Below are 15158 nucleotides of genomic sequence, written 5' to 3'. Positions count from 1 at the left end.
CATCGGCGCCGGGGCGATGGTGGTCTCCCACGCCAACGACAGCTTCTTCTGGGTGGTCACGCAGTTCTCGAACATGACCACGCGCGACGGCTATCGGCTGCAGACCCTGGGAACCCTGATCCAGGGGACGGTCGGCGCCCTGGCCGTCTGGGCCGCCGCAGCCCTGGTGCTGTGAGTGAACCGCTCCGGGTTTGTCGGAAGCCATTCGGCTTGAATCGCGCCGCGATGGCGACGTCCTTGGCTTGCCGCCGACGTCGCGCTTCGGTACCCCGAAGTCCGGTTCGAAGTGACGACCGAGGATCGCGCGGTCGACATGATCGAGGAAGGGTTCGACCTCGTGATCCGGGTCAATCCCGATCCAGACGAGAGCCTGGTCGGCCGCGCCTTCCTCAGCGATCGTCTGGTGGTCGTCGCGCGCCCGTGCCGCTTCACACCCAGATCGCCCAGTAGGTCTCGATGCGGTCAAGGAAGCAGTCCGTCCGTTCGGCGAAGATCTTTCCTCCCAGCGGAACGCTTTTCCGTTCGAGTGCGGCGTGACGCCGTTCGACCGCCGCCTTCAGAGCCGCGACCGTGTCGTCGTTCAGTTCCGCCTCGGTTGCCGCGTGCAGCAGGACGGCGAGGTCATGATGGTCGCCCAGCCGTTCGCTGAGGTCCTCCAGTTCCCCTCCGAGACAGCCAAGCGGCCCCGGCCAGACCGGCTCGATCAGGCGAACCGAGTACCAAAGATTCTTGACCTGCTTGCGCCATTCATGAGCGGTTTCGGAGGTCTGAAAGGCATCGTTCCGCATGGAGCGCCCGGTCTTGTAGATCCGGCGGAGGCCGGGACGGAAGACGTCGAACCCCCGTTCCGAAATCGACAGGTTTCCCGCCTCCGCGTGGGCGGAGCGCAGCATGGCAACGACCGGTTCGAAGCCTTCGGCACTGTTCAGCTGCTCGGCCTCGATCCTGCGGCAGCGCTCGACAAGATGTTCGCGGAACGCAGCGACACCCGCGGTTTCCAGCTCCTCTTGCGAATGCGAGCGCAGCTTGTCCAGGGATTGGATGATGACCGCGCTGTCGCGGGCGCCGGCAAGCCCGCCCTGGGCGTCACGGATCGCGGTGTTGAGCCGCCGGAAGGCCTTGCCGCCCACGGCTCCCCGAGCGAGCCGCAGGGCGGCGCGGGCCTTCTTGCACGCCTTGCGGGCGTCGTGCACGGCCTTGTGCCGGGAAGAGCCGGCATCCTGAAGAGCCTCGGCGGCTGCGCCGAGCTGCTCGCTGATGATCCGGCGCACGGCTGCATCGGTGGTTTCGTCCCGAACCAGTTCATACCCCATGCCGGTGCTCGTCCTTTCATTGCAACGGGCCGCTCGGCCCATGGTCAGGAGGAGATGACCGGGCCGCTCCCCTCCCGTCGCCCGGACATAACAGAGGAGGGCGCGAACGGTTGCGGCGGTTGCCGGCTCCGGCGGAGATTTGCCGTTGACCGGCATGTCGTTCCGGCACGCATTGGGAATTCGGATAGGTATTCCGCTCTTTGGCGATCCCGCATCGCGCTGTCATCTGTTCGTCACCGTAAACAAATACGATCCCAGCAGAAATAAAACCCGGAAAACCGGCTCCTTTGTTCTAAGTGATGGGTGCGGAATGCCACGGTTCCTGCTGGCTGTACTCGCATGCTTAAGCGTGATGACAGTTGTCCCGGCACAGGCCGAACCCGTCGCCGGGGCTGGGTCGACCTTTGCCTTCCCCCTGCTGCATCAGTGGGGCGAGCGTTTCCGGACGGCCGAGGCCGACGGCGGCGATTTCCCGTCCCCGGACGGCGGGCTGGATTATGAGCCGGTCGGGTCCCTGGCCGGCACGATGCGGGTGATCGCCGGCGCGGTGGATTTCGCCGCTTCCGATGTGCCGCTCAACGGCGAAGATCTTGATCGCCACCGGCTCATGCAGTTCCCCATCGCGATGGGCGGCATCGCGGTCGTCGCCAACCTGCCCGCCGCCCCTCCGGGTTCCGGCGTCGCCAAGCTGCGCCTCTCGGGCGCGGTTCTGGCCGACATCTATCTGGGAACCGTCACCTCCTGGTCGCATCCAGCACTCACGGCGCTCAATCCGGGGCTTCCCCTGCCCGACCAGCCGATCACCGTCGTCCACCGCGCCGAGGGATCGGGAACCACCTATAATTTCGCCGCCTACCTCGCGCAGGCAAGCGCACCCTGGCGCGAGCGCGTCGGTGTCGACACCGAACTCCGCTGGCCGACCGGCACCGGGGTACGTGGCAGCCAGGGCATCGTCGAGACGGTCAAGGCGATCCCCGGCGCCATCGGCTATGTCGAGGCCGGACAGGCGGCGCGGGCGGGATTGCCGGTTGCGGAGATGGGCAACCGGGCCGGCCGGTTCGTCGCCCCCTCCCGCCAGACGGTCGAGGCCGCCGCGGCGAGCGCCGACTGGAGCCGGGCCCCCCATTTCACCCTTCTGCTGGCCGAGGCCACCGCCACCGACGCCTACCCGATCGCCGCCACCGTCTTCGCACTGATGCCGCGGGACCGGATCGACAGTGGGCAGGGACGGCGCACCCTGAGATTGTTCGACGCGGCATTGACGCTGTGGCAGCAGGACGCCGCCGACCTCGGCTACGTGCCGCTTCCGGCTCCCCTGGTGGCACTCGTCCAGGCGTCCTGGGTTTCCGCCGCTTCCAGCCGATGACACAGGATCCCGACCGGAACCACCCGCGACCGTCCGCTCCCGCAATCCGAGCACGGCAAGGAATCCATCATGCAGGTTGATGTCTTCACCCAAATCATCGTGCCGGTCCTCGGCGGGCTCGGCATCTTCATGCTGGGGCTGGAGTTCATGTCGAACGGCATCCAGGCGGTCGCCGTCAACCGGATGCGCGCCCTGCTCGCGACCTTTGCCGGAACCCCGGTCAAGGGCGTGCTGGCCGGCACCTTCATCACCGGCATCATCCAGTCCTCCACCGCGATGACGGTGATGACCGTCGGGCTGGTCAACGCCGGCGTGGTCGGGCTGCGCCCGGCGATCAGCGTCATCATGGGCGCCAACATCGGAACGACGCTCGGCAACGGATTGATCGCGCTGCCGCTCGGTCCGCTCGGCCTGCTGCTGGCCGGCGTCTTCGCGCTCGTCCATATCTTCGCGAAGTCGGAGAAGACGAAGAACATTGCGCTCGCCTGCATGGGCTTCGCCCTGATCTTCTACGGTCTCAACCTGATGACCGGGGGACTGCGCCCGCTGCGCGGGATGCCGGAGGTGATGTCGGCGATCTCGTCCCTGCAGGCGGAGGATTTCGGCGGGCTGCTGGTCTGCGTCGCCACCGCTGCCCTGGTCACGGCGATGATCCACTCCTCGTCGGCCACCATCGGCATCGTCATGGGGCTGGGCTCGGCCGGCATCCTCGATTGGCAGACCGCGGTCGCCTTCTCGCTCGGCGCCGATCTCGGGACGACCATCACCTCCTGGCTCGCCTCCCTGAACCTGTCGAAGAACGCCAAGCGCGCGGCCTACGCCCATATCGCCTTCAACATCATCGGCGTCTGCGTGACGATCCCCCTGTTCTTCATCTCGATGGAGGTGCTGCGCTTCGCCATGCAGTGGTTCGGCGGCGACCCGTCGGTTCCGGTGGTGGTGAACGGGAAGGAGACCTACCCGCTGGTGCCGATCGCCATCGGCCTCTATTCGACCGTCTTCAACATCTTCAACGTGCTGCTGCTGTTCCCCTTCATCGGGGTGTTCGAACGGGTGCTGCGCCACATCGGCCACGACTCCTCGGAGGATATCGAGGATTATTCGATGCCGCGGTATCTCACGGCGGACCGGCGCGGCGATCTCGCCGCCGGCATCCCCGCCCTGCAGAAGGAGATCGCCCGCCATCTGGAGGCGAGCACCCTGTTCCTTGCCATGGCGAGTGCCGCGCCCCACGCACCGAAGGACCCCGGCGCGCACCGCATGGCGATCGGCATCCTCAGCCGGAATATCGGCACCTTCGCCGCCACCCTGCTGAAGCCGGACCAGCCCTACCCGCAGGCGGACCTCGTCGCCAGCCTGATCGAGGAGGCGGATTTCGCTGAAAGCCTCGGCGAAACGCTTCATCAGGTGGCCCTGCGCGTGAAGGAGGAGGATTTCTCCCCGCAGGGCCGGGACCTGGTGTCCGGGCTGGTCGGCCGGCTGGACGAGGCGATGAAGGCGCTTCAGCCGGGCGCCTCTCAGCCGGTCGAGGCGTCACGCCGTGTCGAGGCGCTCGCCGCGCTGCGCCGCACCTGCCTGAGCCATGAGGGGCTGAGCCCGCGCGAGCGCGGAACGCTGCTCGGCCTGCTCGGCAGCGCCGAACGTGCCTTTCTGCTGATCGAACGGTTGGATGGGGAGCGGCGGTCGGTCGACCGCAGCAGCGTGCTGTCGCAGATGTCGGTCGGCGACACCGCCCCCGACATGGACCCGCGTCCCGCTCTCGCGTGACGACCCCGAAATTGGAGGGATTGCGAAGGTCCTGCCCGCCGCCATATCCGGAAAAATGGCTTCACTGTCCAGGAATGCTCCATGAAAATGCTCCATGTTGCGGCCATCATCGGCGGCATCGCCCTCAGCATCCCTGCCTCGGCACAGACTCCGCCCGCGCCGGACCTCGCCCGGCAATTTCCTGACCTGCTTGCGGAGGCCCGCAAGAAAGTCCCCTCCCCCTCGGAGGCAGGCACCATAAACACCACCCTGTCCACCGCGGAGGGAGCCTGGAGCAAGGGCGACTGGAGAAGCGCTGTGTCCTACCTGAATTTCGCCCGCGGCCGCCTGGGACTGAGCCTGATCGCACCGGGTCAGCCTGGGTAGAGCCCGCGCGACCCGCCGACAGCTACCGTCGAACAGGACGCGGAAGAAGGCTGTTCCCGGCTGGCCGGTCAAGATCGGGCGACCGCCGATCCGCCGGAGAAACTGCGGAGGGCGCTGCATCAACCCTTTTTCCACGTCCTGCCGGCGTCGCGAGCTGGTGAGTGAGAGCATGAATTTCCTTTAGCTGCATACAATTTAGGACTACGATGCCGCATTGTATGTAGATGAGGGTGATGCGTGTCGCGCTCCGCTGACGATCTGGTTTGGGTGCCGACAATCGATCGCTCGGCAGGCCCGGTGTACCACTCCATCGCCGATGCCCTGGAAGAGGGCATTCGGGCAGGGCACGTCACACAGGGGACTCGCCTACCGCCGCAGCGTCTCCTTGCCAGGAAGCTGGGCGTCGATTTTACCACCGTTACGCGCGCCTATGCCGAGGCGGCACGACGCGGTCTGGTGGAAGGGCACGTCGGCCGGGGCACTTTCGTGTGCGCAAGCCGAACCGCACCGCCGATGCCGCCCGACCCCCGGCAGGCGGCGCATCCCGCCGATCTCCAGATGAACGCGCCGCCTCTACCCATGGGGCCGGGCTTGCAGGACGACCTGCGGCAAGACATGGGCGCCTTCGCAGCTGAGTTGGACCTGGATCTGCTGCTTCGCTACCAGCAGGTCGGCGGCAGCCAGGCCGACCGTCAGGCCGGAGCGCGTTGGCTGGAAGGCCGCTTAGCCGTCCCCGCGGAGCGGGTGCTGGTCTGCGCGGGCGCACAGGGCGCCTTGCTGGCCTCGCTCAGCGTCCTGTGCGAGCCGGGCGACGTGGTGTGCTGCGAGGCACTGACCTATCCGGGCTTCCGCAGCTTGGCGGCGCATCTGCGGCTGCGGCTCGCGCCACTGGCCATGGACGGCGACGGCCTGCTGCCCGAGGCCTTCGAGGAGGCCTGCCGGACCCATCGCCCCAAGGCGCTGTATTGCACCCCGACCTTGCACAATCCCACCACGGCGACACAGCCGCTGGACCGACGCAAGGCGTTGGTGGCCATTGCGCGCCAGCATGACGTGCGCATCATCGAGGATGACGCTTACGGCGCCCTGGCACCCGATGCGCCACCTCCTCTGGCGGCGCTGGCGCCCGAGTCCGTCTTCCACGTCTCCGGCTTGGCCAAATCTGTCTCACCGGCACTCCGCATCGCCTACCTCGCCGCTGCCGAGCCCCGCCAGGTTTCCCGGCTGGCCGCGGCTGTGCGGGCTACGACGGGCATGGCGTCGCCGCTGACCACGGCGCTGGCGACACGCTGGATCGACAATGGCAAAGCGGCGAGTATCGTCGCGGGCATCAGGCAGGAGACGGCGGCGCGGCACGCGATCGCGAGGGAGACGCTGCCGCCAGGGGCCATCGTGGCCAGCCCTTGTGCATTCCACCTATGGCTAAGGCTGCCTGACGAGTGGACCCGCGGTGAGTTCATCATGCGCCTGCGTGGAACGGGGATTGGTATCGTCGGCAGCGATGCCTTTGCCGTGTCGACGCCGCCGGAGGCTGTCCGTGTCGCGCTCGGCACCCCGAAGGACCGCCAGGGTGTGCGCGAGGCATTGCGGCAAGTGGCCGACCTTCTTGCCGAGGCACCTGCCATGTCTTCCATGGTTGTATGAATCCCGCCGGCACATTGCATGCATTTGGGTTGACATTGTACGGTGCCGTGGAGCATACGATTTCCCATTGCATGCAGATGTTGTCTGCCATTGCCTCCCGAAGGAACACGCGATGTCATCCGAACAGGAGTGGCCGCCTCTTCCGCCTTTCAGCACCGGCCTGCGTGGTCGCTGTCCACGCTGCGGCCAGGGTCATCTGTTCAGCGGCTTCCTGACGCTGCGCCCCCACTGCGAGGTCTGTGGCCTGGACTACTCCTACGCCGATCCGGCCGACGGCCCCGCCTTCTTCGTCATCTGCTTCGCCTGCATTCCCACGGTCATCCTGGCGTTCTGGATCGAGGCTGAGTTCGAGGCCCCTTACTGGGTGCACCTCGTCACGACCCTGCCGTTCCTGTTGCTGACCTGTATTCCGCCCTTGCGGCCGTTGAAGGGTTGGCTGGTGGCCAGCCAGTACTTCTACAAGGCCGAGGAAGCCCGTTTCGGTACAGCCGCACCAACCCGGCCTCCTGTGGCCCCGCCCGCAGGCAAAGACTCGCACTCGACCTGACTGCCGTCACGTTCTCCTGACGATAGATGGTGTCATAGCCTGGAGATATTCAAAATGTATGATTGGTTCCCTTTAGTCTTCTTTCCGTTCAAGATTATTGTGTTAGGCACGGGCATGTTCTTCGCCATCAAGTGGCATCACGATCAAGCGAAGAAGGAGCGGGCGAAGAAGAATAACGAAACCGGCAGGCCGTAAGCGCCGGCCGAACACACCCTCGAGCCACGGTCGAGACCTCGGATATCGAAGCCTTGTCGCCATGAATGGACTGGGCCTAGGCGAGGCTTTGAAGCGGCATGGAACAAGGGGCTCTTCCAAGTTTTGTGTGACCAAACAGAAGTTGAGCGGGTGGCGCTGAACAGCCGGCAGTAGCGCAATGTCCTTCACGGGCCAGGACCGCCATATGAAGGGAACTCTTCTTCATCATGGTCGCGCCCCTGAACATCTCTCTGTCATTGATCGGCTTTCTGCCCAATCTTCAGGTCCTGGATCACATCGATCAAAGCTTCCATCGGATCGCCGTGCGTTCACAGCCAGTTCCTGCCTCGGTATGGCGTTGTCAGGTCGGCGTTGGCCGCCGATGGGGCTGGCCAGTCCGGCATTGTATTTCTGATGAAACGGGAGAAACATAGGTAAAACGCACCGACATCCGCACAGGAGAGGACGCCAGCGTGAGCGGGACCGACATCGATCCGACGGATACGCCTGACGAGTTGCCCAATGCCCCCGATCGAGAGCGGCGATATTCCGCCCCGGCGCTGGAAAAGGGGCTGGACATCCTGGAGTTCCTGTCCGAATGCCGCGCCCCCCAGTCGTTGCAACAGATCGGCGACGGCGTGGGGCGGACTAAGGGCGAGATCTTCCGCATGGTCTCCGTGCTGGCACAGCGCGGCTACATAGAGCGGCTGGAAGGCGATGATCGCTTCCAGGTCACCGACCGGCTGTTCCGGTTGGGCATGAACCGGCCGGTCAACCGATCGCTGATCGAAATCGCCCTGCCCTTCATGAACGCCTTCGCCGAAACGACCGGCTATTCCTGCCATCTTGCCGTCAAGTCCGGCACGCAGATCGCAGTGGTGGCGCGTGTTGAGAGCACGAGCCACATCGGCTTCACCGTCCGCATCGGCTACCGCCAGCCCCTGATCCTGACCGGTTCCGGCCATTGCCTGATGGCGTTCATGAGCGCCCGCCGCCGCCATATCCTTTATGAGGAACTGCGGCGCGAGGATCCCTGGATTGACCTGGATGCGCTGGGCCGGACGCTGGACGCCATCCGCGCCGCCGGCCATGTCGCCCGCCCCAGCGGGATCACCGAGGCCGTGGTCGACCTGTCCTGTCCGGTGATCGACCGGCGCGAAGGCGGCGCCATCGCCGCCCTCACCTGCCCATACCTGCGCACCCGGCAGGTTCCGAAGGAGCCGGAAGAGATCGTCGCAGCCCTGGACGAGGCCAGTCGGCGTATATCGGAAAACTTCTCCTTCGACTGACGGATCGATTTACAGGCGCAACGCCGCTGTGTATATAAAACATACGATCCGCAAAACGGATTGTATTGACAACGATGCATGCGGCGGCGGCCCGGCCAGCCGGACATCGAATGGGGGGAACACACGGCCATGACCGCCAGATTGCAGGGAAAGACCGCCGTCGTTACCGCCGCGGCGCAGGGCATGGGGCGCGCCGCCGCGCTGGCCTTCGCCGAGGAGGGCGCCAGCGTGGTGGCGACCGACATCAACGACGGCCTGCTGTCGGAACTGGCCGGGATGCCCGGCATCACCACCCGCCGCCTCGACGTCTGCGATCCGGCGGCGATCCTCGCCTTCGCGGCGGATGTGCCGGCGCCGTCGGTGCTGTTCAACTGCGCCGGCTATGTCCATGCCGGCACGGTGCTGGACTGCGACGAGGATGCCTTCGACTTCGCCGTCACGCTGAACGTCCGCTCGATGTACCGGATGATCCGCGCCTTCCTTCCGGGAATGCTGGAGGCGGGCGGCGGATCGATCGTCAACATGTCGTCGGTCGCCTCCTCCATCATCGGGGCGCCGAACCGCTTCATCTACGGCACCACCAAGGCGGCGGTGATCGGCCTGACCAAGTCGGTCGCCGCCGATTACGTCACCCGCGGCATCCGTGTGAACGCCATCTGCCCCGGCACGGTGGACAGCCCGTCGCTGCATGACCGCATGCGGGCGCTGGGCGATTACGACACCGCGCGCGCCGCCTTCATCGCCCGCCAGCCGATGGGCCGGCTGGGCACGGCGGAGGAAGTGGCGAAGCTCGCCGTCTATCTCGCGTCCGACGACTCCTCCTTCATGACCGGGCAGGCCATCGCCATCGACGGCGGCTGGTCCAATACCTGACCGGCACCCGATCGGCCCGGCCGGTCCGCAATCACGACAAGAAACTCGGGAAACGCTCGATGAAACTTCTGCGCCATGGCCCGCGGGGGGCCGAGAAGCCTGGACTGCTCGACGCCCAGGGCCGCATCCGCGACCTGTCCGCCCATGTCGACGACATCGCCGGCCGCTGGCTGCTGCCCGAAGGATTGGCGGAGATCGCGGCATTGCCGGTGGACAGCCTGCCGGTGGTCGACGCCTCCACCCGCCTGGGTCCTTGCGTGGCCGGCACCGGCAAGTTTGTCTGCATCGGCCTCAACTATTCCGACCATGCGGCGGAAACCGGGGCGGCCGTACCGTCGGAGCCGGTAATCTTCATGAAGGCGACCTCAGCCATCCAGGGTCCGGACGATCCGGTGGAGATCCCGCGCGGCTCGACCAAGACCGACTGGGAGGTGGAACTGGGGGTCGTCATCGGCAAGACCGCCAAATACGTGTCGGAGGCCGAGGCGCTGAACCATGTCGCCGGCTATTGCGTCGTCAACGACCTGTCGGAGCGTGAGTTCCAGATCGAGCGCCAAGGCCAGTGGACCAAGGGCAAGAGCTGCGACACCTTCGGGCCCATCGGCCCCTGGCTGGTGACGAAGGACGAGGTTCCCGACCCGCAGGCGCTGGACATGTGGCTGGAGGTCAACGGCCACCGCTATCAGAACGGTTCGACCCGGACGATGGTCTATGGCGTCGCCCACATCGTCTCCTACCTGTCGCAGTTCATGAGCCTCCATCCCGGCGACGTCATCTCCACCGGCACGCCGCCGGGCGTCGGGCTGGGGCTGAAGCCGCCGACCTACCTGAAGCCGGGCGACCGGATCGAGCTGGAGATCCAGGGCCTCGGCCGTCAGCGCCAGCAGGTGCGCGCGGCGGAGTGACGCCGTCCCGGCCGTGACCCGACGAACGGCACTGCCGGCCGGACCAAGCGGTTTGCTCGACAACGCAGCCAGACGGTGCGGCCCGGACAAGCCGGACGCACCGGATGGGGAGGTGCCATGCAGCAAGCGTCGCTCGACACGGCCCCCGGCCGGTTTCCCCCTGCGGCGGCGGGAACCGAGCTGCTGCGGCTGGACGACATCACCAAGCGGTTCCCCGGCGTGCTGGCGCTGGACGGCGTCGGCTTCCACCTGCGCCGGGGCGAGGTCCACGCGCTCTGCGGCGAGAACGGGGCCGGCAAATCGACGCTGATGAAGATCATCAGCGGCCAATACCAGCCCGACGAGGGCAGCATCACCTACAAGGGCGAGGTCCGGCGCTTCGCCTCCTCGCTCGACGCCGAGCGGGCGGGCATCGCCATCATCCACCAGGAACTCAACCTCGTCCCGCATCTGAGCGTGGCCGAAAACATCTTCCTGGCGCGCGAGCCGAAACGCGGCTGGCCCAGCAAATGCTTCGTGGATCGCGCCGCGCTGCGCCGGCAGGCCCAGGCCTGCCTCGACCGGCTGGGCGTCGACATCCGCCCCGAAGCGCCCGTCAAATCGCTGTCGGTCGCCCAGTGCCAGATGGTGGAGATCGCCAAGGCGCTGTCGCTGAACGCCGAGATCGTCATCATGGACGAGCCGACCTCGTCCCTGACCGAATCCGAAACCGCCCTGCTGTTCCAGGTGATCCGCGAACTGAAGGACCAGGGGGTGGGGATCGTCTACATCTCCCACCGGCTGGACGAGATGGCGTTGATCGTCGACCGGGTGACGGTGCTGCGCGACGGCCGCTACGTCGACACCCGCAATTTCGCCGACACCTGCATCGACGAGATCGTGGCGCTGATGGTCGGCCGCTCGCTGGACGACAAGTTCCCGGAGCGCACCTCCGTTCCGACATCCGACGTGCTGATGGAGGTGCGCGGACTGACCCACCGCGGCGTCTTCCACGATGTCGGGTTCGAGTTGCGGCGCGGCGAGATCCTGGGCTTCGCCGGGCTAATGGGCGCCGGCCGGACCGAGGTGGCGCGGGCGATCTTCGGCGCCGACCCGCCGGATGCCGGAACCATCCGGCTGGGCGGCCGCGAGATCACGGTGAAGACCCCGCGCGACGCCATCGCCCACGGCATCGCCTACCTGTCGGAGGACCGCAAGAGCCATGGGCTGGCGGTCAAGATGTCGGTCACCCAGAACCTGACGCTGGCCAACATGGGCGCGGTGTCCAACGCGCTCGGCTTCATCGACCGCAAGGCGGAGGAACAGGCGGCCTGGCGCTACATCCAGATGCTGTCGATCCGCACGCCGTCGCCGCATCAGGTGGCCCGGCTGCTGTCCGGCGGCAACCAGCAGAAGATCGTCATCGCCAAGTGGCTGTTCCGCCAGTCGCGCATCCTGTTCTTCGACGAGCCGACGCGCGGCATCGACGTCGGCGCCAAGTTCGCCATCTACCAGCTTCTCGACCGGCTGGCCGCCGAGGGGATCGGCGTGGTCCTCATCAGCTCCGAACTGCCGGAGATCCTCGGCCTGACCGACCGTGTCGCCGTCTTCCACGAAGGGCGGATCACCGCCGTGCTGAACACGCGCGAGACCAGCCAGGAAGACATCATGCATTTCGCCTCGGGCCATGGCCGCCCGGCGGCGCCGGGAGCCGAAACGCCATGAGCAATCCGACCACCAAGCTTCTTGAGACAGCCGCTTCCCCGCGCCAGCCTACAATCGACGGCCCGCAGGCGATGAATGGCCGGGTGATGAACGACCGGCGCAAGGATCTCATCCAGAAATTCGCCGCGCTCGCCGGGCTTCTGGTTCTGGTCGCCGTCTTCTCCATGACCAGCGACGCCTTCCTCAGCGTCGGCAACGGCATGACCATCGCCTTGCAGGTGACGTCCATCGCCTATCTCGGCATCGCCGCGACCTGCGTCATCATCACCGGCGGCATCGACCTGTCGGTCGGGTCCGTCCTGGCGCTGGCGGGCGTGGTGGCGGCGCTGGCGGTCAAGGCAGGGGCGCCGGTGCCGCTGGGCATGGGGCTTGGCATCCTGGTCGGTGCCTTCTGCGGCCTGCTGAACGGGCTGTGCGTGACGCGGCTGAAGCTGCCGCCCTTCATCGCCACGCTGGGCATGATGATGGTGGCGCGCGGCGTCGCCTTGCAGATCACCGGCGCCCGCGCCGTGTCGGGCCTGGGCGAATCCTTCGGCGAGCTTGGCAACGGCGCCATGTTCCGCATCGTCCGCATCGGCGAGGACGGCTTTCCCGACGTGGTCTTCCCCGGCATCCCCTATCCGGTGGTGCTGATGGTGGTCATCGCCATCGCCGTCGCGGTGATGCTGAGCCGCACCACGCTGGGCCGCCACATCTACGCCGTGGGGTCGAACGCGGAAGCGGCGCGGCTGTCCGGCGTCAACGTCGCCGGCGTCACCCTGTTCACCTATGTGCTGTCCGGCACGCTGGCCGGCCTGACCGGCTGCGTGCTGATGTCCCGTCTCGTCACCGCCCAACCCAACGAAGGCGTGATGTACGAGCTGGACGCCATCGCCAGCGCGGTCATCGGCGGCACCTCGCTGATCGGCGGGGTCGGCACGATCTCCGGCACCGCCATCGGCGCCTTCGTGATCGGCATCCTGCGCAACGGGCTGAACATGAACGGCGTGTCGTCCTTCACCCAGCAGATCATCATCGGCCTGGTCATCCTGCTGACCGTCTGGATCGACCAGATCCGCAACCGGCGCTGACCGGCTCGTTCAAAAGCAAACGATCCAACGGGGAGTGAAACCATGAAGCGCTTCGTTTCGGCCTGTCTGGCGTCCGCCATCGCTCTCGCCGCCGGCTCGGCATTGGCTGCGGATAAAGAAATCGCGGTGGTGGTGAAGACCGTGAACTCCACCTTCTGGCAGAATGTGCAGAAGGGCGCCGCCACCGCCCAGAAGGAGGCGGACGGCTACACCATGACCTTCCAGGGTCCGGCGGCGGAATCGGCCATCGCCGATCAGGTCAACATGGTGGAGAACGCGGTGAACCGGAAGGTCGCCGGCATCGTGCTGGCCCCCTCCGATCCCGACGCGCTGGTCCCGGCCCTGAAGAAGGCGTGGGAGGCGAAGATTCCGGTGGTGCTGATCGACTCCCCCGTTTCCGACGCCGGCAAGCAGTATTACCAGGCCATGCTGTCCACCGACAACGTCAAGGCGGGCGAGCTGTGCGCCAAGGCGCTGATCGACAAGGTCGGCACCACCGGCAGGATCGCCATCATGTCCTATGTCGCCGGCGCCGGGTCGGAGATCGGCCGGGTCGGCGGCTTCACCAAATACATCAAGGAGCATTCCAAGCTGGAGATCGTCGGTCCCTTCTATTCGCAGTCGCAGATGGCGACGGCGCTGAACCAGACCACCGACGTGCTGGCCGCCAACCCCGACCTGAAGGGCATCTTCGGCGCCAACGAGCCGACCGCCATCGGCATGGGCCGCGCGCTGGCCCAGAGCGGCAAGGCCGGCCACATCGTCGCCGTCGGCTTCGACGGCAACCAGGACCTCCAGGGCTTCGTCAAGGACGGCACGCTGGAAGCCATCGCCGTCCAGGGCTCCTACCAGATGGGCTATCTGGGGGTGCAGACGGCGGTCAAGCTGACCAAGCGCGAGAAGGTCGAAAAGGCGCTCGACACCGGCGTGGTGCTGGTGACCAAGGCCAATCTGGCAACGCCGGAAGCCCAGAACATCCTGTACTGAGCCCCGCACCCTCTTCTCCTGGCCTTGGGCGTGCGCGGTGCCCGGTCCCTCGCCGCGCACGCCACTTTCTCCCCTATCGAGTTCTCCGCAGTCGAGGCGATCCCGATGAATTTGACCGACCGCCGCACCCTGCCGCGCTCCGGCCTGTCACTCCCGGTGATGGGGCTCGGCTGCGCGCAGTTGGGCGGGCTCTACCGCCCTACCGATCCGGCCGAGGCCGATCAGCTCGTCGCGGCGGCCTGGGATGCCGGAATCCGCTATTTCGACACCGCCCCCTATTACGGCTATGGCCGGTCGGAGCGGCGGCTGGGTGCTGCGCTGTGCGACCGGCCGCGCGACGACTTCGTGCTGTCCACCAAGGCCGGCCGGCTGATCCGCCCCAATGCCGACGGTGCGCGGGTCCATGGCGTCGATGCCAACGGCTGGGCCGATCCCCTGCCCTTCCACCCGGTCTATGATTACTCCCGCGACGGCATCCTGCGCTCGGTCGAGGATTCGCTCCAGCGCCTCGGCCTTGCCCGCATCGACATCCTCTATGTCCACGACATCGGCCGTGTCACCCATGGCGATGCCCATGCCCATCACTGGGACGCGCTGACCCGCGGCGGCGGATTCCGTGCGCTGGAGGAGTTGCGGCGCGACGGTGCGGTGGCGGCCATCGGCCTCGGCGTCAACGAATGGGAGGCGGCGCTGGATGCCATGAGCGAAGTCGATCTCGACTGCACCATGCTGGCCGGCCGCTACACCCTGTTGGAACAGTCCAGCCTGTCGCCCTTCCTGGAGCGCTGCCTCGCATCCGGCGTCCGGATCGTCGCCGCCGGGGTGTTCAATTCCGGCATCCTCGCCGGCAATGGCAAGTTCAACTACGCCGACGCCCCGCCGGAGACGGTGGCGCGGGTGGAGGCGCTCGCCGCCGCCTGCCGCGAGTTCGACGTGGAGCTTCCCGCCGCGGCATTGCAATTCCCGCTGGCCCATCCGGCAGTCGCCTCCTGTGTCACCGGGGTGCGCAACGCCGGCCAGCTGGCGACCAACCTTGCCTGGGCACAGGCGCCGATCCCCGCCGCCTTCTGGCAGGCGTTGAAGTCACGCGGCCTGCTGGATGAGGCGGCGCCTGTTCCGGTGGAGGGGTAAG

General features: G+C 66.7%; 15 protein-coding genes and 1 pseudogene. 15 read left to right on the top strand and 1 reads right to left on the bottom strand.

What is annotated here, in order from left to right; translation table 11 throughout:
• Position 1: 1 nt before the first annotated feature.
• Positions 2-175 carry a hypothetical protein gene (locus VD964_RS29890; protein WP_414637112.1) on the top strand — a complete coding sequence of 58 codons (174 nt, stop codon included), beginning with the start codon at positions 2-4 and terminating at the stop codon, positions 173-175.
• Between the two features lie 111 nt (positions 176-286).
• Positions 287-361, top strand: a pseudogene (locus VD964_RS29885) (hypothetical protein); the annotation flags it as partial.
• 67 nt (positions 362-428) lie between these two features.
• Here VD964_RS29885 and VD964_RS08740 read toward each other — a convergent pair.
• Positions 429-1469 carry a CHAD domain-containing protein gene (locus tag VD964_RS08740; protein ID WP_324867621.1) on the bottom strand — a complete coding sequence of 347 codons (1041 nt, stop codon included), beginning with the start codon at positions 1467-1469 and terminating at the stop codon, positions 429-431.
• A 196-nt stretch (positions 1470-1665) separates the two neighbouring features.
• Here VD964_RS08740 and pstS point away from each other — a divergent pair, with 196 nt between their 5' ends.
• From pstS to VD964_RS08675, 13 genes are all read left to right on the top strand, one after another.
• Positions 1666-2679, top strand: coding sequence for a phosphate ABC transporter substrate-binding protein PstS (pstS, locus tag VD964_RS08735; protein ID WP_324867623.1), 1014 nt, complete (start codon positions 1666-1668; stop codon positions 2677-2679).
• 69 nt (positions 2680-2748) lie between these two features.
• Positions 2749-4446, top strand: coding sequence for a Na/Pi symporter (locus VD964_RS08730; protein WP_324867619.1), 1698 nt, complete (start codon positions 2749-2751; stop codon positions 4444-4446).
• Between the two features lie 81 nt (positions 4447-4527).
• Entirely contained in the window at positions 4528-4812 is a 285-nt protein-coding gene (locus VD964_RS08725; RefSeq protein WP_324867617.1) for a hypothetical protein, read from the top strand.
• A gap of 237 nt (positions 4813-5049) precedes the next feature.
• Positions 5050-6456: a PLP-dependent aminotransferase family protein gene (locus VD964_RS08720; protein WP_324867615.1), complete on the top strand. Its 1407-nt coding sequence runs from the start codon at positions 5050-5052 to the stop codon at positions 6454-6456.
• Positions 6457-6568: 112 nt separating this feature from the next.
• Complete coding sequence (locus VD964_RS08715; protein WP_324867613.1) at positions 6569-7003, top strand: DUF983 domain-containing protein; 435 nt, start codon at positions 6569-6571, stop codon at positions 7001-7003.
• Between the two features lie 54 nt (positions 7004-7057).
• Positions 7058-7198 (top strand): hypothetical protein, encoded by a 141-nt coding sequence (locus tag VD964_RS08710; RefSeq protein WP_324867610.1) that lies wholly within the window; start codon positions 7058-7060, stop codon positions 7196-7198.
• A gap of 473 nt (positions 7199-7671) precedes the next feature.
• The gene (locus tag VD964_RS08705; RefSeq protein ID WP_324867608.1) at positions 7672-8487 is read left to right on the top strand and encodes an IclR family transcriptional regulator; all 816 of its coding nucleotides are present in this window, start codon (positions 7672-7674) and stop codon (positions 8485-8487) included.
• A gap of 129 nt (positions 8488-8616) precedes the next feature.
• Complete coding sequence (locus VD964_RS08700) at positions 8617-9360, top strand: SDR family oxidoreductase (protein WP_324867606.1); 744 nt, start codon at positions 8617-8619, stop codon at positions 9358-9360.
• Positions 9361-9419: 59 nt separating this feature from the next.
• Positions 9420-10265: a fumarylacetoacetate hydrolase family protein gene (locus VD964_RS08695; protein ID WP_324867604.1), complete on the top strand. Its 846-nt coding sequence runs from the start codon at positions 9420-9422 to the stop codon at positions 10263-10265.
• Positions 10266-10382: 117 nt separating this feature from the next.
• Positions 10383-11969, top strand: a complete 1587-nt coding sequence (locus VD964_RS08690; RefSeq protein ID WP_324867603.1) for a sugar ABC transporter ATP-binding protein — start codon at positions 10383-10385, stop codon at positions 11967-11969.
• The gene (locus tag VD964_RS08685; protein WP_324867601.1) at positions 11966-13039 is read left to right on the top strand and encodes an ABC transporter permease; all 1074 of its coding nucleotides are present in this window, start codon (positions 11966-11968) and stop codon (positions 13037-13039) included. Before VD964_RS08690 ends, VD964_RS08685 begins: the two co-directional genes overlap by 4 nt.
• A 42-nt stretch (positions 13040-13081) precedes the next feature.
• Complete coding sequence (locus tag VD964_RS08680; RefSeq protein WP_324867599.1) at positions 13082-14026, top strand: ABC transporter substrate-binding protein; 945 nt, start codon at positions 13082-13084, stop codon at positions 14024-14026.
• A gap of 105 nt (positions 14027-14131) precedes the next feature.
• Positions 14132-15157 (top strand): aldo/keto reductase, encoded by a 1026-nt coding sequence (locus tag VD964_RS08675; RefSeq protein ID WP_324867597.1) that lies wholly within the window; start codon positions 14132-14134, stop codon positions 15155-15157.
• Position 15158: the final 1 nt, after the last annotated feature.

This window comes from Azospirillum sp. (assembly GCF_035628975.1).
GTDB lineage: Bacteria > Pseudomonadota > Alphaproteobacteria > Azospirillales > Azospirillaceae > Azospirillum.
This window is presented reverse-complemented; position numbering and strand designations above follow the sequence as displayed.

Coding starts and splice junctions, on each gene's coding strand:
- VD964_RS08695 (WP_324867604.1), top strand. CDS start 9,420: ATGAAACTTCTGCGCCATGGCCCGCGGGGGGCCGAGAAGCCTGGACTG.
- VD964_RS08740 (WP_324867621.1), bottom strand. CDS start 1,469: ATGCCGGTCAACGGCAAATCTCCGCCGGAGCCGGCAACCGCCGCAACC.
- VD964_RS08675 (WP_324867597.1), top strand. CDS start 14,132: ATGAATTTGACCGACCGCCGCACCCTGCCGCGCTCCGGCCTGTCACTC.
- VD964_RS08730 (WP_324867619.1), top strand. CDS start 2,749: ATGCAGGTTGATGTCTTCACCCAAATCATCGTGCCGGTCCTCGGCGGG.
- VD964_RS08690 (WP_324867603.1), top strand. CDS start 10,383: ATGCAGCAAGCGTCGCTCGACACGGCCCCCGGCCGGTTTCCCCCTGCG.
- VD964_RS08725 (WP_324867617.1), top strand. CDS start 4,528: ATGAAAATGCTCCATGTTGCGGCCATCATCGGCGGCATCGCCCTCAGC.
- VD964_RS08700 (WP_324867606.1), top strand. CDS start 8,617: ATGACCGCCAGATTGCAGGGAAAGACCGCCGTCGTTACCGCCGCGGCG.
- VD964_RS08685 (WP_324867601.1), top strand. CDS start 11,966: ATGAGCAATCCGACCACCAAGCTTCTTGAGACAGCCGCTTCCCCGCGC.
- VD964_RS08680 (WP_324867599.1), top strand. CDS start 13,082: ATGAAGCGCTTCGTTTCGGCCTGTCTGGCGTCCGCCATCGCTCTCGCC.
- VD964_RS08715 (WP_324867613.1), top strand. CDS start 6,569: ATGTCATCCGAACAGGAGTGGCCGCCTCTTCCGCCTTTCAGCACCGGC.
- pstS (WP_324867623.1), top strand. CDS start 1,666: ATGACAGTTGTCCCGGCACAGGCCGAACCCGTCGCCGGGGCTGGGTCG.
- VD964_RS08710 (WP_324867610.1), top strand. CDS start 7,058: ATGTATGATTGGTTCCCTTTAGTCTTCTTTCCGTTCAAGATTATTGTG.